Origin of the sequence: Serratia sp. BNK-33-b (assembly GCF_048684565.1) — a bacterium.
Classification (GTDB): Bacteria; Pseudomonadota; Gammaproteobacteria; order Enterobacterales; family Enterobacteriaceae; genus Serratia; species Serratia marcescens.
This window is the reverse complement of the sequence record NZ_JBLQTZ010000001.1, coordinates 2902628-2924155: the sequence shown is the minus strand read 5'-3', so window position 1 is coordinate 2924155 and position 21528 is coordinate 2902628. Positions and strand designations below refer to the sequence as shown.

At 60.9% G+C, this 21528-nt stretch carries 21 protein-coding genes, 2 tRNA genes and 2 other RNA genes; 16 read left to right on the top strand and 9 right to left on the bottom strand.

Going from position 1 to position 21528, the window contains the following annotated elements; all coding sequences use genetic code 11:
• Positions 1-22 precede the first annotated feature (22 nt).
• Together ACMGGK_RS14040 and ACMGGK_RS14035 are read right to left on the bottom strand one after the other, a co-directional pair.
• On the bottom strand, positions 23-589 hold the full coding sequence (locus ACMGGK_RS14040; protein ID WP_075205922.1) for an SH3 domain-containing protein: 567 nt from the start codon (positions 587-589) through the stop codon (positions 23-25).
• A gap of 143 nt (positions 590-732) precedes the next feature.
• On the bottom strand, positions 733-1482 hold the full coding sequence (locus tag ACMGGK_RS14035; RefSeq protein ID WP_049300615.1) for an SDR family oxidoreductase: 750 nt from the start codon (positions 1480-1482) through the stop codon (positions 733-735).
• 99 nt (positions 1483-1581) lie between these two features.
• On the opposite strand from ACMGGK_RS14035, the gene ACMGGK_RS14030 reads away from it, so the two are divergent.
• Complete coding sequence (locus ACMGGK_RS14030) at positions 1582-1959, top strand: winged helix-turn-helix transcriptional regulator (protein ID WP_075205923.1); 378 nt, start codon at positions 1582-1584, stop codon at positions 1957-1959.
• On the opposite strand, the gene ACMGGK_RS14025 is transcribed toward ACMGGK_RS14030, so the two are convergent.
• A complete protein-coding gene (locus tag ACMGGK_RS14025; RefSeq protein WP_016928176.1) occupies positions 1956-2861 on the bottom strand; it encodes an ABC transporter substrate-binding protein in 906 nt (301 codons plus the stop codon). The genes ACMGGK_RS14030 and ACMGGK_RS14025 overlap by 4 nt on opposite strands.
• 221 nt (positions 2862-3082) lie before the next feature.
• Between ACMGGK_RS14025 and hinT the strand changes: the two genes are divergently transcribed.
• The 9 genes from hinT to ACMGGK_RS13980 all read left to right on the top strand — a co-directional run bounded on the left by hinT (position 3083) and on the right by ACMGGK_RS13980 (position 10250).
• Positions 3083-3433, top strand: coding sequence for a purine nucleoside phosphoramidase (gene hinT, locus ACMGGK_RS14020; protein ID WP_004928776.1), 351 nt, complete (start codon positions 3083-3085; stop codon positions 3431-3433).
• Positions 3434-3444: 11 nt separating this feature from the next.
• Positions 3445-3834 (top strand): YcfL family protein, encoded by a 390-nt coding sequence (locus tag ACMGGK_RS14015; RefSeq protein WP_016928175.1) that lies wholly within the window; start codon positions 3445-3447, stop codon positions 3832-3834.
• A 26-nt stretch (positions 3835-3860) separates the two neighbouring features.
• The gene (lpoB, locus tag ACMGGK_RS14010; RefSeq protein WP_004928784.1) at positions 3861-4451 is read left to right on the top strand and encodes a penicillin-binding protein activator LpoB; all 591 of its coding nucleotides are present in this window, start codon (positions 3861-3863) and stop codon (positions 4449-4451) included.
• Positions 4432-5298, top strand: a complete 867-nt coding sequence (gene thiK / locus ACMGGK_RS14005; RefSeq protein WP_028128025.1) for a thiamine kinase — start codon at positions 4432-4434, stop codon at positions 5296-5298. The genes lpoB and thiK overlap by 20 nt, the downstream gene beginning before the upstream one ends.
• 37 nt (positions 5299-5335) lie before the next feature.
• A complete protein-coding gene (nagZ, locus tag ACMGGK_RS14000) occupies positions 5336-6355 on the top strand; it encodes a beta-N-acetylhexosaminidase (RefSeq protein WP_420276977.1) in 1020 nt (339 codons plus the stop codon).
• A gap of 79 nt (positions 6356-6434) precedes the next feature.
• The gene (ycfP, locus tag ACMGGK_RS13995; RefSeq protein ID WP_016928172.1) at positions 6435-6977 is read left to right on the top strand and encodes an alpha/beta hydrolase YcfP; all 543 of its coding nucleotides are present in this window, start codon (positions 6435-6437) and stop codon (positions 6975-6977) included.
• 332 nt (positions 6978-7309) lie between these two features.
• Positions 7310-8614, top strand: coding sequence for an NAD(P)/FAD-dependent oxidoreductase (locus ACMGGK_RS13990; RefSeq protein WP_004928794.1), 1305 nt, complete (start codon positions 7310-7312; stop codon positions 8612-8614).
• Positions 8615-8969: 355 nt separating this feature from the next.
• Positions 8970-9506, top strand: coding sequence for a glycine zipper 2TM domain-containing protein (locus ACMGGK_RS13985; RefSeq protein ID WP_167325016.1), 537 nt, complete (start codon positions 8970-8972; stop codon positions 9504-9506).
• Between the two features lie 264 nt (positions 9507-9770).
• Positions 9771-10250: an RrF2 family transcriptional regulator gene (locus ACMGGK_RS13980; RefSeq protein WP_151254400.1), complete on the top strand. Its 480-nt coding sequence runs from the start codon at positions 9771-9773 to the stop codon at positions 10248-10250.
• A 65-nt stretch (positions 10251-10315) separates the two neighbouring features.
• On the opposite strand, the gene sdeB is transcribed toward ACMGGK_RS13980, so the two are convergent.
• The gene (sdeB, locus tag ACMGGK_RS13975; RefSeq protein WP_420276976.1) at positions 10316-13459 is read right to left on the bottom strand and encodes a multidrug efflux RND transporter permease subunit SdeB; all 3144 of its coding nucleotides are present in this window, start codon (positions 13457-13459) and stop codon (positions 10316-10318) included.
• Between the two features lie 24 nt (positions 13460-13483).
• Positions 13484-14671: a multidrug efflux RND transporter periplasmic adaptor subunit SdeA gene (gene sdeA / locus ACMGGK_RS13970; RefSeq protein WP_016928167.1), complete on the bottom strand. Its 1188-nt coding sequence runs from the start codon at positions 14669-14671 to the stop codon at positions 13484-13486.
• Positions 14672-14967: 296 nt separating this feature from the next.
• Between sdeA and ACMGGK_RS13965 the strand changes: the two genes are divergently transcribed.
• Entirely contained in the window at positions 14968-15324 is a 357-nt protein-coding gene (locus tag ACMGGK_RS13965) for a helix-turn-helix domain-containing protein (protein ID WP_060444322.1), read from the top strand.
• 54 nt (positions 15325-15378) lie between these two features.
• Here ACMGGK_RS13965 and ACMGGK_RS13960 read toward each other — a convergent pair.
• The 4 genes from ACMGGK_RS13960 to ACMGGK_RS13945 all read right to left on the bottom strand — a co-directional run bounded on the left by ACMGGK_RS13960 (position 15379) and on the right by ACMGGK_RS13945 (position 16265).
• Positions 15379-15498, bottom strand: a non-coding RNA gene (locus ACMGGK_RS13960) — RtT sRNA.
• Positions 15499-15545: 47 nt separating this feature from the next.
• Positions 15546-15635 (bottom strand) — tRNA-Ser (locus ACMGGK_RS13955).
• 374 nt (positions 15636-16009) lie between these two features.
• Positions 16010-16130, bottom strand: a non-coding RNA gene (locus ACMGGK_RS13950) — RtT sRNA.
• 45 nt (positions 16131-16175) lie between these two features.
• Positions 16176-16265 (bottom strand) — tRNA-Ser (locus tag ACMGGK_RS13945).
• Positions 16266-16712: 447 nt separating this feature from the next.
• Here ACMGGK_RS13945 and ACMGGK_RS13940 point away from each other — a divergent pair.
• The 5 genes from ACMGGK_RS13940 (at position 16713) to ACMGGK_RS13920 (ending at position 21500) form a co-directional block, all read left to right on the top strand.
• On the top strand, positions 16713-18179 hold the full coding sequence (locus ACMGGK_RS13940) for a peptide MFS transporter (protein WP_016928165.1): 1467 nt from the start codon (positions 16713-16715) through the stop codon (positions 18177-18179).
• Between the two features lie 127 nt (positions 18180-18306).
• Positions 18307-19248, top strand: a complete 942-nt coding sequence (ghrA, locus tag ACMGGK_RS13935; RefSeq protein WP_206195354.1) for a glyoxylate/hydroxypyruvate reductase GhrA — start codon at positions 18307-18309, stop codon at positions 19246-19248.
• Positions 19249-19338: 90 nt separating this feature from the next.
• The gene (locus ACMGGK_RS13930) at positions 19339-20076 is read left to right on the top strand and encodes a phosphatase (protein ID WP_004928821.1); all 738 of its coding nucleotides are present in this window, start codon (positions 19339-19341) and stop codon (positions 20074-20076) included.
• 42 nt (positions 20077-20118) lie between these two features.
• Positions 20119-20697 carry a TorD/DmsD family molecular chaperone gene (locus ACMGGK_RS13925; protein WP_016928163.1) on the top strand — a complete coding sequence of 193 codons (579 nt, stop codon included), beginning with the start codon at positions 20119-20121 and terminating at the stop codon, positions 20695-20697.
• A 149-nt stretch (positions 20698-20846) separates the two neighbouring features.
• Positions 20847-21500 carry a tellurite resistance TerB family protein gene (locus ACMGGK_RS13920; RefSeq protein WP_033641437.1) on the top strand — a complete coding sequence of 218 codons (654 nt, stop codon included), beginning with the start codon at positions 20847-20849 and terminating at the stop codon, positions 21498-21500.
• The last annotated feature ends 28 nt before the right edge of the window (positions 21501-21528 follow it).

Below are 21528 nucleotides of genomic sequence, written 5' to 3'. Positions count from 1 at the left end.
GGACTTGATGTTGGAATAATGGCTAAACGCCATACCTTTTATTACCGCCGGAAGTGATACAGTATCTGCCGCCTCTGGGACCAATACAAATGTTCCCAGAAGAGCAGGGGCAAGAGCCAATGGATGAATTTTGAGGCGCTTTTCTTACTGGGGGAGTCGGTTTGGTTGGTGCCTTAACCGAATTTTTTATTGTAGGTTTTATATAACACTCTGCATAATCGCAAAGGGATTTTGCTGATACCCACCGTGGTTTTTCTTTTTTCTGCGATATCCTGATCCAATTAGCCTTTTCCTGATAGACGGTTATTCGTTCGCCGCGGTTGACTGAACCTATGACTTTTCCATTGGGCGATGCGCGTACGTTAAGTTTATCGGTGTTGACAAATTTCTTGACGGATGAGTCTTCGTTAACCTGTGCCGGATAAACAGCGGCTACCGACTGCGTTTGGCGACTTGTATCAGAAGTGGCGGTTGAATAGGGGGCTGTTACGGCAGATTGTTTTCTTTCCGATGAGTGAAACAGGAAGCCTATTATTGCTAATAAAATAATTACGCCCCCAATGGCCGTATCCTTTCGTTTATTTCCCATAAAAATATCTTCGTATTCGAAATAATTATATCCAAGGGTAGTGTGAGCTCAATGTTTTTGCAATTGAGGAATCAATCAGTCTGTTTATGGAAGTGAGGTTGATTTAAAAGGGGCATAAAGCCCCTTGAATGCAGAATTAGACGCTAAATATTCCCCACGCCGCCGTCCATTTGCAGCTCCGCGCCGACCATAAATGCCGACTCGTCCGCAGCCAGAAACACCGCCGCTTTGGCCAGTTCCAGCGCGCTGCCCATGCGGCCGATCGGCACCAGCGCGCGGATATCGTCGCGCAATGCCTGCTCATCCGCTTCCGCCAGCCCCAGCTTACCCAGCGCCGGGGTTTCGGTCGGGCCGGGGCTGAGGCCGTTGACGCGAATGCCGCGCGCGTGCAGCTCGCCGGAGAGCGTTCTGGCCAAAGATAACAAACCGGCTTTGCTGGCGGCGTAGGCGCTGCTCTGCGGCAGGCCGATATGGGCGCTGACCGAACCGCACAGGATCACCGAAGAAGGGTTGGCCAGCAGCGGCAGCAGCGCCTGGATCAGAAAGAACGGTCCCTTGAGGTTGATGTCCATCAGCCGCTGGTAGCTCTGTTCATCCCATTCCTGCAGAGGGCGGTGCGTGACATCGCCGGCGTTAACGTACAGCACGTCCAGCCGCGGCCACCGTTGCTCCAACTGCTGCGCCAGCGCGCGCTGTTGTGGGAGGTCGCCGGCGTCGCTCAGCAGCAGCAGCGCGTTGCCCGCCAATGCCTGGCCCGCCGCGTCCAGGGCGCGTTGGCTGCGGCCGGTGATCGCAACCAAAGCGCCCTCGGCGATGAACTGGCGGGCGGTTTCCAACCCGATGCCGCTGGTGCCGCCGGTGATCAATGCGTATTTGCCTTGCAGTCGTGACATAACCGATTCCTCTTTAGCGTCAGTTTCGGCATTATTTGCGCTATAGTTACTTTTGCATAGTAGGCACCTTTTGGATACTAATGGACGAGGTGGGATGAAATGACGACGCAAGCGCCCTTAGCGGCGGAAAATAATTTGGCGGCGTTGCCGACGGCGGGTGAACCTTGCCCGATGGTGGACTTCGTCAATCTGGTGTCGGGCAAATGGGCGATACCGATCTTGTACCGGCTGATCATGATCGATGGCCCGGTACGATTCAGCGAGCTGCAGCGGGCGGTGGCGCCCATTGCGCAAAAAGAGCTGACGCGCCAGCTGCGGCTGTTCGAACAGCGCGGTCTGGTGACGCGGCAGGTGTTTCCCGAAGTGCCGCCGCGAGTGGAGTATCAGGTCACCGCGCTGGGCAAATCGCTGCGGCCAACGTTGGACTCGCTGGCCGAGTGGATGCGTCGGCATGCGCCGCAGCTGATCGGCAGCTAGTCGCCGATGCCCGGCGGATTGATGGCGGAGCGCTCGACCTTTTCGTCGCCTTCGCCCCAGCGTTCCAGCACCTGCGCGTATTCACCGCTGACGATGACGCCGTTGATGGCGGCGTTGACGGCGTTCACCAACCCGTTGCCTTTTTTGGTGGTGACCGCGACATAGGCCACGTTGGGGCCGATGCCGACCATTTTGGTTTTGCCGGTCAGCGCCGCCTTGTAGGCGCCGGTAGAGTGGGGGCCGAAGAACGCATCGGCGCGCCCGGACTGAATGCTGAGGTTGGTGGCGGCGTCGTCGGTCACGTAGATCGGCTGCACCGGCGGCAGCCCGGCGGCGCGATTCTGCTTATCCCATCCCAGCAGAATGTTTTCCTGATTGGTGCCGGATCCGACGATGATCCGCAGACCGGCGACGTCCTGCGGCCGGTTGATCGCGGTGATGTTGCTGGTGGATTTGACGTAAAAGCCCAGCGTGTCCACTCGGTAAGTGGCGAAGTCGAATTTGGTTTTACGCTGTTTGGTGACGGCGATGTTGAAGATCGCCGCATCGTATTTGCCCGCGCTGATGCCAAGCGGCCAATCTTCCCAGGAGGTGGGCACCAGATTCAGCTCCAGCCCGAGGCTGTCGGCCACCAGGCGGGCGATGTCCGGATCGCTGCCGATCAGCGTTTTATTGTCTTCGGCGAACAGCGCCAGCGGCGGGGAGTTCTCGAATGCCACCGCCACCGTCAGCTTGCCGGGCACCGCGAAGTGAAAGTTCGCCGGAATCAGCGCGATAGCGGCGGGGTTCTTCTCTGCGCGTATCGGCTGTCGATTAGCCTGCAGATCGATACCGCCCGACGGGGCCGCCTGCACGGCGGCGCTCAGCAACAGCGCGCACAGCGCCGGAATCCTCGGTAACATAACGCCCTCTATCCTTTGTTAATCATGGGGTTACTATTGGCGGCGGCGCGGGGCAAGTAAAGCAACAATAGTGAATAACCAAAGTGAAAAGATGCACAAGCGGGGGGCTGGGCTGCGCGAATCTGCAGCACTCGACGTGGAAAGTGCGCAATCAGGTTGAAAGCAGTAGAATTTGTCACTCATACTGCGTACAGCTAATTGTGTAAAACAAGGAACGCCAGATGGCCGAAGAAACGATTTTCAGTAAAATTATCCGCCGCGAAATCCCTGCTGATGTGGTTTACCAGGATGAACTGGTGACCGCTTTCCGTGACATCTCCCCCCAGGCGCCCACCCATGTGCTGATCGTTCCCAACGTGCTGATCCCAACCGTCAACGACGTGACCGTGGAGCACGAAGCCGCGCTGGGCCGCATGATCACCGCCGCGGCGAAAATCGCCGAACAGGAAGGCATCGCCGAGGACGGCTACCGCCTGATCGTCAACTGCAATCGCCACGCCGGTCAGGAGGTCTATCATATTCATATGCACCTGGTCGGTGGCCGCTCGCTGGGGCCGCTGTTGTCACGTTAAGCGAGGAAATCATGCGCGGTAAAAAAACTCTGCGTGGTCTGATGGCGTTGGCGCTGCCCGCCGCGTTGTTGATGGGATGCAGCTCACCGCCCGGCATCGCGGTCAACCAAGGGCAGACGGTGGTGATGGATCCTTCGGTGCTGACCGCCGGCATTCTGGCCGATACGCCCTCGATTTCGAACGCTTCCGGGCGGGTGATGGCAACCTCGGTGCTCAATAACAGTCAGCCGACGCCGGTGACCGTACATTACCGTTTCTATTGGTACGACGCGCAGGGACTGGATATTCGCCCCTTCGAGAAACCGCGCGAGATCGTGGTGGCGCCCAACTCGGACGCCAAAATCTACTCGATTAACGGCAATCTGGACGCTAAAAGCGCGCGTCTGTATCTGTACCTGTAAGCGCTTGCCAGGTTTGGAGAAAAAGCATGAAAAAGTACGTCTTAGTGGCGCTGGCCGCATTCACCCTGAGCGGCTGTCTGTCGCGCCCGCCTGAGCCGGAACAACCGCTGCCGCCGGTCACCGTCGAGCCGGATCAGCCGACGCCGCCGGTCGAGCAGCCGCAGCCGCCAACTACCGAGCCGGTGCCGCAGCCGCCGAAAATCCAGCAGCTCGACTGGCTGGGCAGCGTTCAGCCGCTGGTGGGGCAGATGTTGAAGGCCGATGGCGTCACGGCCGGCAGCGTGCTGCTGCTGGACAGCGTCAAGAACAACACCAACGGTTCGCTGCAGATGGGCAAAGCCACCGCGGCGCTGTATAAGGCGCTGGCGTCGAACTCCACCTTCAGCGTGGTGCCGGAAGCGAAGCTGACCAGCGCCAGACAAACGCTGGGCCTGTCGGCGGATGACAGCTTCGGCTCGCGCAGCAAGGCGATTGGCCTGGCGCGCATCGTCGGCGCGCAGTACGTGCTGTACAGCGATGTCAGCGGCGACGTGAAGTCGCCGGCGCTGGATATGCAGCTGATGCTGGTGCAAACCGGCGAGATCGTCTGGTCGGGCAATGGCGCCGTTAAACGCTGAGGCCGCGCTGCGACGATTGATGGAAACCAGACTGCCGGCGGTGAATACCGCCGGTTGTCATTTCAGCCCGGTGCAGGGGCTGACCGGCGAGAGCTGGCGTATCGACGGCGCGGGCATTACGCTGCTGGCGCGGCAACACAGCGCGGAGAAACGCGCGCTGGGCGTGAGCAGGCGGCGGGAAGCGCAGGTCTTGCGTCGCTGCGCGCCGGGGCTGGGGCCACGGGTTTTCGCGCAGAATAATCAGTGGCTTATCCTCGAATGGCTTGAAGGTGACGTCGTCACAATTGCCGAGTTTGACGCGCTGAATCAGCGCGGCGAGCTGGCGGCGATGGTGGCGACGCTGCATCGGCGGCCGCTCAGCGGTTACCGGCTGGATCTGCGGCGGCAGTTCCTCCGCTACTGGCAGCAGCTGGATACGCGGCGTTTAACCCCCGCCTGGCTGCGCCTGCAGCGTCATTTTTTACGCAGCGCCTTGCCACGGCCGCTGCGTCTGGCGCCGCTGCACATGGATATCCATCCGGGCAATCTGCTCGCCACCGGCGAAGGGCTGCGGCTGATCGACTGGGAGTATGCCGCCGACGGTGATGTGGCGCTGGATATCGCCGCGCTGTTTCGCAGCAACGGCTGGTCGGCCGAACAGCAGCAGCGCTTTTTGCAGCACTACGCGCGTCAGGATTATCACGACATCGCCCGGCTGCAGGCACAGGTGCGCCGTTGGCTGCCGTGGGTGGATTATCTGATGCTGCTGTGGTTTGAAGTGCGCTGGCAGCAGAGCGGCGACGTTGAATTTTTGCGCTGGGGCGCTGCGCTGCGCCGGCGATTCTGTTTATCACCATCCGAATTCTGAACGAACACAATGAAGTGAGGTGCCCGTGGGCCCAGTAATGCTAGATGTCGCCGGCTACGAGCTGGATGCAGAAGAACGCGAAATATTGAAACACCCGCTGGTTGGCGGATTGATCTTGTTTACCCGCAACTTCCACGATGCGGAGCAGCTGCGTGAGCTGGTGCGCCAGATCCGCGCCGAATCGCACGATCGGCTGGTGGTGGCGGTAGATCAGGAAGGCGGGCGCGTGCAGCGCTTCCGCGAGGGCTTCACCCGTCTGCCTGCGGCGCAGTCGTTTGCCGCGTTGCACGATGCGCAGGAAGGCGGCCGTCTGGCGCAGGAGGCAGGCTGGCTGATGGCGGCGGAAATGATCGCGCAGGATATCGACATCAGCTTTGCGCCGGTGCTGGACATCGGCCACGGCAGCGCGGCGATCGGCGAGCGTTCGTTCCACAGCGATCCGCCGCAGGCGTTGGCGATGGCGGAACGCTTCATCCTCGGCATGCACAGCGCCGGCATGAAAACCACCGGCAAACACTTCCCGGGGCACGGCGCCGTCAGCGCCGATTCGCACAAGGAAACCCCGCGCGATCCGCGGCCGCTGGCGCAGATCCGCGAGCACGACATGGCGATCTTCCGCGAGCTGATCAACCGCCAGCTGTTGGACGCCGTCATGCCGGCCCACGTCATCTATACTGAAGCGGACCCGCGTCCGGCCAGTGGCTCGCCGTACTGGCTGCAGCAGATCCTGCGTCAGGAGCTGGGCTTCGACGGCGTGATTTTCTCCGACGATCTGTCGATGGAAGGCGCCGCCATCATGGGCAGCTTTGCCGAACGCGGCCAGGCGGCGCTGGATGCCGGTTGCGACATGATCCTGGTGTGCAACCACCGCGAAGGCGCGGTCAGCGTGTTGGATAACCTGTCCCCGGTCAAAGCAGAGAAGGTGAAGCGGTTATATCATCGCGGTCAGTTCACCCGTCAGGAACTGCGCGACTCCGAGCGCTGGCAGCAGGCGCACAAGGCGCTCAGCGCGCTGAGCGAGCGCTGGGAGGAGCACAAGCAGCGTTCGCAAGGGTGAATCCAGGCGCCGCACCGCGGCGCAGAGCGGAAATGATGAGGGCCGCGCCCGCGGCCCTTGGCTTGTTGCGAGGATCCACATGATTATCTATTTGCACGGCTTCGATTCCACCAGTCCCGGCAATCATGAAAAGGTGTTACAGCTGCAGTTTATCGATCCGGACGTGCGCTTTATCAGCTACAGCACGCAGCATCCGCGTCACGACATGCAGCATCTGTTGAAAGAGGTGGACAAGGCGGTGCAGCAGGGCGGCGACGCGCACCCGTTGATCTGCGGGGTCGGCCTCGGCGGCTTCTGGGCGGAGCGCATCGGTTTCCTGTGCGGCATTCGCCAGGCGATGTTCAATCCCAACCTGTACCCGGAAGAGCACATGCACGGCAAGATAGACCGGCCGGAAGAGTATCGCGATATCGCCACCAAGTGCGTGGAGGATTTCCGCGAGAAAAACCGCGATCGCTGTCTGGTGGTGCTGTCGCGCCACGACGAGGTGCTGGATAACCGGCGCAGCGCCGAATTGCTGCATCACTACTACGAAATCGTCTGGGATGAACAGCAGACGCACAAGTTCAAAAACATCTCGCCACATCTGCAGCGGCTCAAGGCGTTCAAGGCGCTGGGTTAACAGTTTCATAACGCTGCCGCGAGCCGCGCGCCCCGTTTTTCACCGGCGGAAAGTGCGGCTTTTTTGTGCGTCAAAGCAAGATTCTCTGTGGCAATCGGCAAAATTTAAAACTGTGACTCAGCGCTAACTATTTGAATCACAATCCCCAAAAAATCCCCGCGTCCAGCCTTTAACCAAAAAAATTTGATGTACGTCAATTTTGGTATGACCAAATAACCTCACATGCTATTCTGGCTGCAGAGAGCCGATTTATTTTACGCGAACCCTATGTATTCTAAGGATATTATTTATTTACCCTGGGATAACAAATGGTTCACATTTAGGGGGTTATTTTGACAACGCCAAAGAAGAAAATCGTTATTGTTGGCGGCGGCGCCGGTGGTCTGGAGCTGGCGACCAGCCTGGGCCATAAACTTGGCCGCAAGAACAAAGCCGAGATCACGCTGGTGGATCGCAACCACAGCCATTTGTGGAAACCGCTGTTGCACGAAGTGGCGACCGGTTCCCTCGATGACGGCGTGGATGCGCTCAGCTACCTGGCGCACGCGCGCAATCACCATTTCAGCTTCCAACTGGGGTCGTTGACCAACATCAACCGCGAGACGCAAACGCTGCAGCTGGCGCAGATCTGCGACGAGCAGGGCGGCGAGCTGGTGCCGGCGCGCGAATTGCCGTACGACATCCTGGTGATGGCGCTGGGCAGCACCTCGAACGATTTCGGTACGCCGGGCGTGAAAGAGCACTGCATCTTCCTGGATAACCCCCATCAGGCACGCCGTTTCCACAACGAAATGCTCAACCTGTTCCTGAAGTTCTCGGCGCAGCCGGGGCAAAAAGAGCGGGTCAACATCGCTATCGTCGGCGGCGGCGCCACCGGCGTTGAACTGTCCGCCGAACTGCACAACGCGGTGAAGCAGTTGCACAGCTACGGTTTCGAAGGCCTGGACAACAGCGCGCTCAACGTGACGCTGGTGGAAGCCGGCGAGCGCATCCTGCCGGCGCTGCCGCCGCGCATTTCCGCCGCCGCGCACCAGGAGCTGATCAAACTGGGCGTGCGCGTGCTGACCAACACCATGGTGACCAGCGCGGACGCCAAGGGGCTGAACACCAAGGGCGGCGAATTTATCGACGCCGATCTGATGGTGTGGGCGGCCGGCATCAAGGCGCCGGACTTTATGAAGGACATCGGCGGCCTGGAAACCAACCGCATCAACCAGCTGGTGGTAGAGCCGACGCTGCAGACCACGCGCGATCCGAACATCTTCGCCATCGGCGACTGCGCCTCTTGCCCGAAAGAGGGCGGCGGTTTCGTGCCGCCGCGCGCGCAGTCGGCGCACCAGATGGCCTCACGCTGCGCCACCAATATTCTGGCGCTGATGAACGGCCAGACGCTGAAGCCATACGTGTATAAAGACCATGGCTCGCTGGTGTCGCTGTCGCGCTTCAGCACCGTCGGCAGCCTGATGGGGAACCTGATGCGCGGCTCGATGATGGTGGAAGGGCGCATCGCGCGCTTCGTTTACATCTCGCTGTACCGCATGCACCAGGTGGCGCTGCATGGCTACATCAAAACCGGCCTGATGATGCTGGTGGGCGGCATCAACCGGGTGATCCGTCCGCGTCTGAAGATGCACTGATCTCGCCTTTGTCGACCAACCCGCGCCGGTTCGCCCGCGCGGGTTTTTTTATGGCGGCGCGAGGCGATCGGCGGCGGTTGTTTGATTCTTCTGCACAAGCCGTCGTTGGCATGGGTAAAATTCTTAAGATTCCTCCTAAACAACGGGAAAACGGCCGTTTTCCCGCATTTTTGGTCCCCTTGTCTTATTGCGGGCCTCCAGATCATTGTGCAGACTTTACCTCGTTTACAGACGGCGCGTCGCGCACGCCGTAAACCGGGATACCGCAAGCCGCCCATGCGCAAAATAATAAGCGCGGTGCAGCCGGTAACAGACCCCGGAAAAAATGCGTGGTAACACTTTCAGGAGGTTTCCTGTGAACAAGTCAATGTTAGCCGGTGTTGGAATTGGTGTCGCTGCCGCTCTGGGGATTGCCGCGGTAGCCAGTCTGGACGTCTTTTCTGCCGGTCCGCAATATGCGCAGGTGCTCGCCGCAACGCCGATTAAAGAAACCATCAAAACGCCGCGTCAGGAATGCCGCAACGTCACCGTGACGCACCGCGCACCGGTGCAGGATGAAAACCGCATCGCCGGTTCTGTGCTGGGCGCAGTGGCGGGCGGCGTGATCGGCCACCAGTTCGGCGGCGGTCGCGGGCGCGACGTGGCGACGGTGGTAGGTGCACTGGGCGGCGGTTATGCCGGCAACCAGGTGCAAGGGGCGATGCAGAACAACGACGTCAGCACCAGCGTTCAGCAGCGTTGCAAAACGGTCTACGACAAGTCTCAGAAAATGCTGGGCTATGACGTGACCTACAAGATCGGCAATCAGCAGGGCAAGATCCGCATGGATCACGATCCGGGCACGCAAATCCCGTTGGATAAAAACGGCCAGCTGGTGTTGAACAGAGCCTGATCGCCACATTCGAATTAAACCCGCGGGCAGTGTTAGTTCTGATCGTTTAACCCGGTTAAGCGAGCGGCGTTAACATTGACGCGGGTTTCTGTTTTCTGCCTGCCTAAAAATTTGCGATCGTTCTAATGTCTGCGTGCGATATCGCTGGGCGAAACTTCAAAAAAGCCCCCGCGTTTGTTATATTATTGTGCGATTAAGCGGTGTGTTCGGCGCCAATCGCCACACCGGCCAAACCCGAGTATTTCGTCTCGCAGAGATAACGACATGTTAGATTTTCGCTTTCCGACAGCGTTGCAAATGGTCCTTAGCGTCGCCGTAGCTGAGAAGCAGGGCATGCGTTCGACGAGCGCCACCCTCGCCGCCACTCTGGAAGCTAACCCGAGCTTTATCCGCAAACTGATGGTGCCGCTGACCAAAGACGGCATCATCGTTTCCACCCTGGGCCGAAACGGCTCTATCCACCTCGGCCGCCCGGCGGAAGAGATCACCCTGCGGGATATCTACCTGGCGGTGATCGACGACAAGCGCATCTGGGCCTCACGCCCTGAAGTGCCGGCCCGCTGCCTGGTGAGCGCCAACGCCTGCTGGTATTTCAAATCGGTGGTGAACGAGGCCGAGCAGGCTTCGCTCGCGGTGCTGGCGCGCCACACCGTGGCCGACTCGTTGGCCGAGCTGGAGCGGGGCGACAAACGCGCCTGCGCGGAGTACGCCGCCGAGCAAGAGGCTGAAACCGCCGATAAATAATCGCGGTTCGCATGCATAAAAAAAGGTCGGGCAATGCCCGACCTTTTTGCATGTTAAGACGATGATTACGCCGTCTGCGGCTGCGCTTTGCGCGCCACCAGGCGCCGCAAGGTGACGTAGAACACCGGCGTCAGGAACAGCCCGAACAGGGTGACCCCCAGCATGCCGGAGAACACCGTGATGCCGGTGACGCCGCGCACTTCGGCGCCGGCGCCATGGCCAAGGATCAGCGGGATGGTGCCGGCGATGAAGGCGATGGAGGTCATCACGATCGGCCGCAGCCGCAGGCGGCAGGCCTCCAGCGCCGCTTCGACGATGCCTTTGCCCTGCATTTCCAGTTCGCGGGCGAACTCGACGATCAGAATGGCGTTCTTGCAGGCCAGCCCCATCAGAACGACCAGCCCGACCTGAACGAACACGTTGTTGTCGCCGCCGGTCAGCCACACGCCGAACAGCGCCGACAGCATGGTCATCGGCACGATCAGGATCACCGCCAGCGGCAGCGTCCAGCTTTCGTACAGCGCCGCCAGCGCGAGGAACGCCAGCAGCACCGCCACCGGGAACACCACCAGCGCGGCGTTACCCTGGGTCGATTGCTGGTAACTCAGATCGGTCCACTGGATGTTCATGCCGTTCGGCAACAGCTTGCCGGCCATCTGCGTCAGCGCGCCCATCGCCTGGGTAGAGGAGAGCACGCGCGGATCGGCGTCGCCGATCAGATCCGCTGCCGGAAAACCGTTGTAACGGATCACCGGATCCGGGCCGTAGGTGGTGCCGATGCTGACCATACTGCCGATCGGCACCATTTCGCCCTTATCGTTGCGGGTGCGCAGGTTGGCGATGTCTTCCACGCTGTCGCGGAATTGGCCGTCGGCCTGCGCCATCACCTTCCAGGTGCGGCCGTAACGGTTGAAGTCGTTAATGTAAGACGAACCGAGGTAGGTCTGCAGCGTGCTGAACAGCGCGTTGAGCGGCACCCCCTGCGCCTTGGCCTTGTCGCGATCGATTTTGGCGTCCAGCTGCGGCACGTTGGCCTGATAGGAGGAGATCGGGAACCCCATTCCCGGCGTTTGCATAATGGCGCCGGACAGGGTGTTGATCGCCGTCTGCAGCGCGCCGTAACCCAGCCCGCCGCGATCCTGCACGTACAGCGAATAGCCGGAGCCCTGGCCGATGCCGAGGATCGGCGGCGGCATGATGGAGAAGGCGAAACCTTCCTGGATCTGCGAAATGCGCGCGTTAATCTCGGCGTTGATCTGCGCCGCGGTGCGGGTACGGGTGCTCAATGACTCCAGCGCGAAGAATACCGTGCCGGTATTCGGCGTATTGGTGAACTGCAGCGCGTTCAGGCCGGGGAAGGCCACCGCATCGGTGACGCCGTCCACGCTCAGGCCGATGGCGCTCATCTTGCGGATCACCGCATCGGTGCGCTCCAGCGAGGCGCCTTCCGGCATCTTCACGCCGCCAATCAGATACAGCTTGTCCTGCGTCGGGATAAAGCCGCCGGGCACGGTCTTGAACATCACCCCGGCGGCGGCCAGCAGCAGCAGATAGACGACGAACACCGCGCCGCGCCGGCCCAGCACGCGGGAGACGCCGCGCTGGTAGCGTTGCGAACCGCTGGCGAAGAAGCGGTTGAACGGCCGGAACAGCCAACCGAACAGCCGGTCGATCAGGCGCGACGGCAGATCTTTCTGCGCGCCGTGCGGTTTGAGCAAGCGCGCCGCCAACGCCGGCGATAGGGTCAGCGAGTTGATGGCGGAGATCACCGTCGAGATGGCGATGGTGACGGCGAATTGCTTGTAGAACTGGCCGGTGACGCCGGAGAGGAACGCCATCGGCACGAACACCGCGCACAGCACCACGGCGATGGCGATGATCGGGCCGGAGACCTCGCGCATCGCCTGGTGCGCCGCCGCCAGCGGCGACAGCCCCTCTTCGATGTTGCGCTCGACGTTCTCCACCACCACGATGGCGTCATCCACCACGATGCCGATCGCCAGCACCAGCCCGAACAGGCTGAGGGTGTTGAGCGAGAAGCCCAGCAGATACAGCGCGGCGAAGGTGCCGACCACGGAGATCGGCACCGCCAACAGCGGAATGATCGAGGCGCGCCAGGTCTGCAGGAACAGAATGACCACCAGCACCACCAGGATCACCGCTTCCAGCAGGGTATCCACCACCGCACGGATCGAATCGCGCACGAAAACCGTCGGATCGTACGGAGATTTCCAGCTCATGCCATCCGGGAAGCGGGTCGCCAGCTCGGCCATCTTGCCGCGCACCGCGTCCGACAGCTCGATGGCGTTGGCGCCCGGCGACTGGAAGATGCCGATGCCGACCGCATCCTTGTTATTGAGCTGGGCGCGCAGCGCGTAGCTGCCGGAACCCATCTCGATGCGCGCCACGTCGCGCAGCCGCACGATCTCGCCGTTATCGCCGCTCTTGAGGATGATATTGCCGAACTCTTCTTCAGTTTGCAGGCGGCCCTGGGCGTTGATCGACAGCAGATAGTCGCTGCGCGTCGGCATCGGCTCCGCGCCGAGCTGGCCGGCGGAGACCTGCACGTTCTGCTCCTGCATGGCGCTCACCACGTCGGAGGCGGTCAGCCCGCGCGCGGCGACCTTGTTCGGATCGAGCCAGATGCGCATTGCGTATTCACCGGCGCCGAAGATCTGCACCTGGCCGACGCCCGGCAGGCGAGCCAGTTCATCCTTGACCTTCAGGGTGGCGTAGTTGCGCAGGTACAGCGAGTCGTACTTGCCGGAAGGCGACACCAGATGCACCACCAGCGTCAGCGCCGGAGACTGTTTCTGGGTAGTGATGCCCTGGCGGCGCACGTCTTCCGGCAGGCGCGCTTCGGCCTGTGCCACGCGGTTTTGCACCTGCACCTGCGCCTGATCGGGATCGGTGCCGGGGCGGAAGGTGACGGTGGTCACCAGCACGCCGTCGGAACCGGCAACCGATTTCATGTACATCATGTTTTCGACGCCGTTGATCGCTTCTTCCAGCGGCGTGGCCACCGTTTCAGCGATCTCTTTCGGGTTGGCGCCCGGGTATTCTGCGCGCACCTGCACGCTGGGCGGCACCACGTCCGGGTACTCGCTGATCGGTAGCAGCGGAATGGCGATCGCCCCGGCGACAAAAATCAGTATCGACAGCACCGCGGCGAAGATCGGCCGGTCGATGAAAAAACGGGAAAAGTCCATGGGTCAGAGTTCTCTGCTGGGAGCTTAGTTAAGTGCGGAGGCGGTGGTGGTCATGGCGACGCTTTTCGCGTCGACCGGCATGCCCGGCATAAACACTTTCTGCATGCCGTCGACGATCACCCGATCGCCGTTCACCAGGCCTTTTTGCACAATGCGCAATCCTTCGGCCATCCGGCCCACGTCGATGTCGCGGCGCTGCGCCTTGCCGTCTTTATCGACGATGTAAACGAACTTGCGGTTCTGATCGGTCATCACCGCTTTGTCGTCGATCAGCATGGCGTTGAACTCGGCGCTGCCGGGCATCTGTACCCGTGCGAACAGCCCCGGCGTGAAGCGGCGATCGCGGTTGTCGAGCAGGGCGCGCATGCGGATGGTGCCGGTCCCGGCGTTCAGTTGGTTATCAGTGAAGTCCACCAGCCCTTGATGCGGAGTGCCGTCTTCGCCCACCAGGCCGACTTTCACCGGCAGGCGGGCATCGTGCCGGCCTTGCTGCTGATAACGCAGGAAGGTGGCTTCATCCACGTCGAAATAGACGTAGACCTTGTCGAGCGACACCAGCGTCGTCAGCACGCTGGCGCTGTCGCCGGCGGTGACCAGGTTGCCGGCGGTGATCATCGCGCGGCTGGCGCGCCCGTCGATCGGGGCGGTGACGCGGGTAAAGTCGAGATTAAGCTGCGCCATATCGAGCTGGGCCTGCGCCGCCAGCACGTTGCTTTGCGCCTGCGCGGCGGACGAACGGCGCTGTTCCCACACTTCTTGCGAGATGGCCTGAGTGCCGATCAGCTTCTCGGTGCGCGAGGATTCGCTGCGCGCCAGAGCGGCCTGGTTGCGCGCCCGCACCAGCTCTGCCTGCGCCTGTTCACGCGCGGCGCGGTAGGTGCGATCGTCAATGGTGAACAGCACCTGGCCTTTTTTCACCTCGTCGCCTTCGGTGTAGTTGACCCGCTCGATGTAACCAGAGACCCGTGGGCGCAGTTGCACGCTCTGCACTGCCTCGACCCGGCCATTGAACGCATCCCACTGGCTGATCGGCTTGACCACCACGCTGGCGGCGCTGACCACCGGCGGTGGCGGCGGGGCATTGTGCGCGACGCTGTTGTCGCATCCGGCGAGCAGGGCGGCCAACAGCGCCACCCCGGAGAGCCGCTGGCCCAGAGCGACGGCGCGCGTGCGGCCGCCGGCGTTGAACGATGAGTTTGGTTGATTTGGCATTATTTTTATTCCGATAAGTAAGCGCTGTCTGGCCCCATACCCAACCCTGTTTCTCGGGCTTTTCCCTTCATGCCGGCGTTCGGCGGAAGGGGCGCCGCGCTTTGTCATGGCGCAACGTTAGGTTTTGAAACATATTGGTGTCACATTAATGTATCAATATCGGTTACATTAATTGGGTGGAGTATAGTGGCGGCTTTCCGATAAATGCAATAATAAAAATTGCATTTAAAGCGAAACTGTTGCAACGTATGTGCATCGGGCAGAGGGTGACCCTGCCGAATGATGGGAGCATCTGCATGAACACTACGGGCTTTATTACCGATTTGAAGGCGTGGATCGACAACAATCTGGAAGAAAAACTGGATATCAACACCGTGGCGGACCGCGCGGGCTATTCCAAATGGCATCTGCAGCGCATGTTCAAACGCCAGACCGGCTACGCGCTGGGAGAGTATATCCGCATGCAAAAACTGAAAGTGTCGGCGGAGCGCCTGGCCAACAGCGGCGAGCCTATCGTCAGCGTGGCGATCTCGCTCGGCTTCGACTCACAGCAGTCGTTCAACCGCAGCTTCAAACGCCAGTTCGGCCAAACGCCGGGCGACTGGCGCCGCGCGCTGGCGCAGCCAACGTCGGTGAGATGCACGCACCACTGAACGGTTGGGCCGTGGGGATAAAAAAGCCTGAATTTGCGTTCGGGCTTTTTTGTATGGCGGTGAGGGAGGGATAGATTCGCTGCGCTCACCCTGCGGGCCGCCGTTGGCGGTCCAAAACGCAAGCGTTTTGTCGAACCCTGTCGAGGGTTCTCACCCTCCCGGTCGGTGCGCTATGCATACAAAAAAGCCTGAACTTACGCTCAGGCTTTCTCGTTAGAATATGGCGGTGAGGGAGGGATTCGAACCCTCGATACACTTTCGCGTATACACACTTTCCAGGCGTGCTCCTTCAGCCACTCGGACACCTCACCATATTTTTTGTTGCGAAATCATCGCTGCAACGGGGCGCTACTATAGGGAGTGGGGCCGATCCGGTCAAGAATAATTTCTGTGTTTTTGTTCGTCCGCTCAAGCCGTGTTCACTTTGCTGAAAACTGCGGCGAACGACAGGGCAGAAGTCATGAAAAGGTGGGAAAATCAGAAGTAAGGTTCGTGGATAACCGGCGGAAATGAGAATTACGGGCGCGGGCTGTGGGCTTGATTCGCTGCGCTCACCCTACGGGCCGCCGTTGGCGATCCAAAACGCAGGCGTTTTGTCGAACCCTGTCGAGGCTTCTCGCCCCTCTCGGCGGTGCGCCATGCAAAAAAAAAGCCTGGACGCGAATCCAGGCTTTCTCTTTGAATTTGGCGGTGAGAGAGGGCTTGATTCGCTGCGCTCACCCTACGGGCCGCCGTTGGCGGTCCCAAACGCAGGCGTTTTGTCGAACCCTGTCGAGGCTTCTCACCCCTCTCGGCGGTGCATCATGCAAAAAAAAAAGCCTGGACGCGAATCCAGGCTTTCTCTTTGAATTTGGCGGTGAGAGAGGGGTTCGAACCCTCGATACACTTTCGCGTATACACACTTTCCAGGCGTGCTCCTTCAGCCACTCAGACACCTCACCGTTTTGTTGTCGAAAACGCTTTGCGCTGTCAACGGGCGCTAATGTAGGAGAATCTGATCTCAGCGTCAACCCTCTTATTTCATTCTCATGACCGTTTAGCCAAACTTGCAGCAATTTGCTGATTTACCGAACGATATTCCCACTCGCGGTCGCCAGCGGGCAGGGTAGGCTGCGGCCAGAATTCATGACAGACGATTGTTTGATCTTTTTCTGTTCAAGTAGCTCAATATATCGCCAATGAGATCGGTCTATTTGCTGTTATATGCATTAATACTGGATTATTAGTCAAATGTGTCGCTAAATGGAATTGTGTCGGCGCGGCGTTTTTGGCAAGGAACATCACGACGCCGCGCAGATTGCCGGGAGACAGGCCGGCGATACCGCAGACAGGGACAGACTCATTACATAATAATGCAGTAGAGGTTGGTTTTGACTCCTTCAGATGCCATGCCGGCGCCGCAAGCGCGCCATGCCATTCCCCCCGGTGCAGGGGCGCTGTTCTTCATCCAAATCTTCGCCACGCTGGGCTTCGCCGTGCTTTACTCCACGCTGGTGCTGTACGCCACCAAGCGATTGGGCTTCAACGAAAGCAGCGCCAACGCCATGATGGGCGTGTTCGGCGCCTTCAACTATGGTCTGCACATGTTCGGCGGCTACCTCGGCGGCCGTTTCCTCAGTAACCGCAACCTGTTCGTGCTCGGTATGGTGCTGCAGGTGTTCGGCTGCGCGCTGATTGCCGTCGCGGGCGTGTGGGGGCTGTACTGGGGGCTGGCGATGTTCCTGACCGGCAGCGGCCTTAACGTCACCTGCATTAACATGATGCTGACCCAGCGTTTCAAGCCGGACGATGACCGGCGCGAATCGGCATTCCTGTGGAACTACGCCGGCATGAACCTCGGGTTCTTCGTTGGCTTTACCGTCGCCGGGTATTTCCAACTGACGGAAAACTATCGCGCGCTGTTCCTGTTCGCCACGCTGGGCAATGCGGCGGCGATCATCGTCGCCGTCTGCCGCTGGCGGATTCTGGCGGATCTCAATACGCCGCTGCACGACGCCAGCCGCAGCCAATACCGTTGGCGCATGCTGGTCGGGCTGGCGGTGCTGGTGGCGCTGGTGCCGATCATCCGCGTGATGCTGACCCACGCCGAGTTCAGCGGGCACTTTGTGATCGTACTCGGTGCCCTGATCTTCCTGATGCTGTGCGTGGTGACGCTGCGCCACCATCCGCGCGATGAGCGCCGCAGAATGGCGGCCTATCTGATCCTGGCGCTGGGCTCGCTGGTGTTTTGGGCGCTGTACCAGCTGGCGCCGATGGGGCTGATGCTGTTCTCCGAGCACAACATCAATCTGAACGTTTACGGCATTCAGGTGGCGCCGCAGTGGATCCAGAACATCAACACGCTGGTGATCGTGGTGGGCGGCCCGCTGCTGGCCTGGTGGTTCAACCGCCTGCGCGCTCGCGGCTGCAACATCGACATTCCGCTGCAGTTCTCCGGATCGCTGTTCTGCATCGGGCTCGGCATGCTGGTGTTGCCGCTGGGCATCAGCATGGCGGGCGGCGACGGGCTGGTGGCGTTTAAATGGATCGTCATCAGCTATGTGCTGCAAAGCGTCGGTGAATTGATGATCTCGCCGATCGGTTACGCGATGATCGGCAAGCTGGCGCCGCCGCGCTATCAGGGCGTGATGATGGGCTGCTGGATGATGGTGACCGGCGTCGCCTCGGTGCTGGCGGGCTACGTCTCCGGCCTGATGCCGGAAAACAGCGGCAGCACGCCGCTGCAAACCAATCCCGGCTATAGCGAAATCTTCAGCGCGCTGGGCTGGGGGGCGACGGGCGTCGGCGTGGCGATGCTGATCCTCATTCCGCTGTTGCGGCGCCTTATCCGGCGCGACGGTCCGTCTGCCGCCTGATTTGGCGAGAATACACAGCAGCCCCACTGGTCGGGGCTGTTTTTATTTTGGGCTTTAACGCTTGCATCCGGCGGCGAATCGCGGAAGGCTGAAGGAAAACCAATAAAAACAAACCGGAGCCCGCAGTATGAACATCATCTATTACCACCCCTTGTTTAACGCTCAGGAATGGCTGGCCGGCATCAAGCAACGCCTGCCGCAGGCCGAGATCCGCGAATGGCAGCGCGGCGACGAGCGGCCGGCCGATTACGCGCTGGTGTGGCGCCCGCCGCACGAGATGCTGGCCAACCGCCGCGATCTGAAAGCGGTGTTCGCCCTCGGCGCCGGCGTCGACGCCATTCTCGATCAGGAGCGCAAACACCCCGGCACACTGCCCGCCGGCGTGCCGCTGCTGCGGCTGGAGGATACCGGCATGGCGCAGCAGATGCAGGAATATGCGCTGAGCTATGTGCTGCGCTATTTCCGCCGTTTCGACGAGTATCAGGCGTTGCAGCAGCGGCAGGAATGGCAGCCGCTCGATCCGCACTCGCTGGATGATTTCACCATCGGCATCCTCGGCGCCGGCGTGCTGGGGCAGAGCGTGGCGCGTAAGCTGACCGAGTTTGGCTTTCGCGTGCGCTGCTGGAGCCGCAGCGCCAAACAGATCGACGGCGTGCAAAGCTTCGCCGGGGAGGCTCAGCGCGCGGCCTTCCTCGACGGCGTCAACCTGCTGATCAACCTGCTGCCCAATACGCCGGAGACCATCGGCATCCTCAACCGCGAGCTGTTCGCACAGTTGAGCGCGGGCGCCTACCTCATCAACATCGCGCGCGGCGCGCACCTGGTGGAAGCCGATCTGCTGGCGGCGTTGGAACAGGGGCAGCTGGCCGCCGCCACGCTGGACGTGTTCGCCCGCGAGCCGCTGCCGCAGGATCATCCGTTCTGGCGTCATCCGCGTGTCACCATTACTCCGCATATTGCTGCCATCACGTTGCCGCAGCAGGCGATGGATCAGATCGCCGCCAACATTCGCGCGCTGGAGGCGGGGCATGCCCCGGCCGGCGTGGTCGACAGGCAACGGGGATACTGATCCTTCAGCCGCCGTTCGGTAACTGATAAGCTGTTATCGTCATCGCGCCTGCCCGTACCTTTGCGGGCGGGCCCTCTGGAAGGAGAAACAATGTACCCCGTTGATTTGCACATGCACACCGTCGCCAGCACCCACGCTTACAGCACGCTGCACGATTACATCGCCGAAGCCCAGCAGAAGGGCATCAAGCTGTTCGCCATCACCGATCACGGCCCGGACATGGCCGATGCGCCGCACTACTGGCACTTTATGAACATGCACGTGTGGCCGCGCCGGGTGAACGGCGTGGGCATCTTGCGCGGCATCGAAGCCAACATCAAAAACCTGCAGGGCGACATCGACTGCACCGGCCCGATGCTGACCGCCACCGACGTGATCATCGCCGGTTTCCACGAGCCGGTGTTTGCGCCGCAGGATAAAGCGTCCAATACTGAAGCGATGATCGCCGCGATGGCGCAGGGGGACGTGCATATCATCAGCCACCCCGGCAACCCGCGTTACCCGATCGACATTCCCGCCGTCGCGGCGGCCGCCGCCAAATACGAAGTGGCGCTGGAGCTGAATAACTCGTCGTTCACCCACTCCCGCAAGGGCAGCGAGGCCAACTGCCGGGCGATCGCCGCCGCGGTGCGCGACGCCGGCGGCTGGCTGGCGCTGGGTTCGGATTCGCACGTCGCTTTTTCACTGGGTAATTTCGAGCACTGCGAGCGCATCATCGAAGAGGTGGGCTTCCCACAAGAGCGCATTCTTAACGTCAGCCCGCGCCGGTTGCTGGATTTTCTCGAGCGGCGCGGCAAGCCGGCGATTGCGGAATTGGCCGATTTGTGACATCGTCCCGGCAAAATTTTCCGTATTGTATAAGGCCTTATCATGAATGAGTTTTCGATTGTCTGCCGCGTGCTGGGTACGCTGTTCTACCGCCAGCCGCAGGATCCGCTGTTGGTCCCGTTGTTCGCGCTGATCAAAGAGGGCAAGCTGCAGCAGCACTGGCCGCTGGAGCAGGATGAGCTGCTGAAGCGCCTGCAACAGGGCTGTGACGTCAACCAGCTGGCGACCGACTTCAACGCGATGTTCGTCGGCAGCGAGTGCAGCGTGTCGCCGTTCCGCTCCGACTACGTCGAAGGCGCCAGCGAAGCGGAAGTGCGCGCCTTCCTGCAGCAGCGCGGCATGCCGCTGGCGGAGGCGCCGGCCGACCATTTCGGCCAACTGCTGCTGGCGGCCTCCTGGCTGGAAGATCAGTCGCAGGAAGATGAAGCGCAGGCGCAGATCGCGCTGTTCGACGAGTTTCTGCTGCCGTGGTGCGGCCGCTTCCTCGGTAAAGTGGAAGCGCACGCCACCACCGGTTTCTACCGCACGCTGGCGCTGATGACCCGCGACGCCATCCAGGCGATGCGCGACGAGCTTGCGGAGTACGAGCAGGACGACGAAGCGGGCGACGAAGACGCGTAACGCCGCAGGCATCCAGGCGGGCCGCCCGGCCCGCTAAACACAGGTTTGCATCCCCCAGACGTAAATTGACAAAAGATCCCCTAATCTGGCGGTTTACCGTCGGTTCGGCCGCGCCTGCGCGCCGCGTTTTCTCACGCAAGGGGTAGATGATGAAAAGTAACTGGATGCAGCAGATTCAAACGTTGATCGGGCAGAAGGCCGGTGCGATGGGCGGGGCGGAAGGCATCGGCAAACTGCTGGCGCCCACGGCGCTGGGCGGCCTGGTCGGCGTGCTGTTGGCCAACAAATCTTCGCGCAAGCTGGTGGGCAAATTCGGCAAGAATGCGCTGATTATCGGCGGCAGCGCGGCGGTGGGCGCGGTACTGTGGAACAAGTATAAGCAGCGGGTGAAAGAGACCCATCAGGACGAACCGCAGTTCGGTTTGCAAACCACGCCGGTGGATCTGCGCGCCAAGCGTTTGGTGCAGGCGCTGGTGTTCGCCGCCAAGAGCGACGGCCATATCGATGCCGACGAGCAGCGCGCCATCGATCATAGTCTGTCGCAGCTGCAGGTGGGGGAAGAGGCGCAGGGCTGGGTGCAGGAAGCGCTCGATCAGCCGCTCAACCCGGCATTGATCGCCCGCAGCGTGCAAAACGAAGACGAGGCGCTGGAGGTTTACTACCTGAGTTGTCTGGTGATCGACGTCGATCACTTTATGGAGCGCGGCTACCTCGATGCGCTGGCGCAGGCGCTGAAGATCCCGGCGGACGTCAAGCAGGGCATCGAGAGCGACGTCAACGAGAAAAAGCGCGAGCTGGCGTAGCGCCGCTTGGCAAGCCGGGGGGAATCGT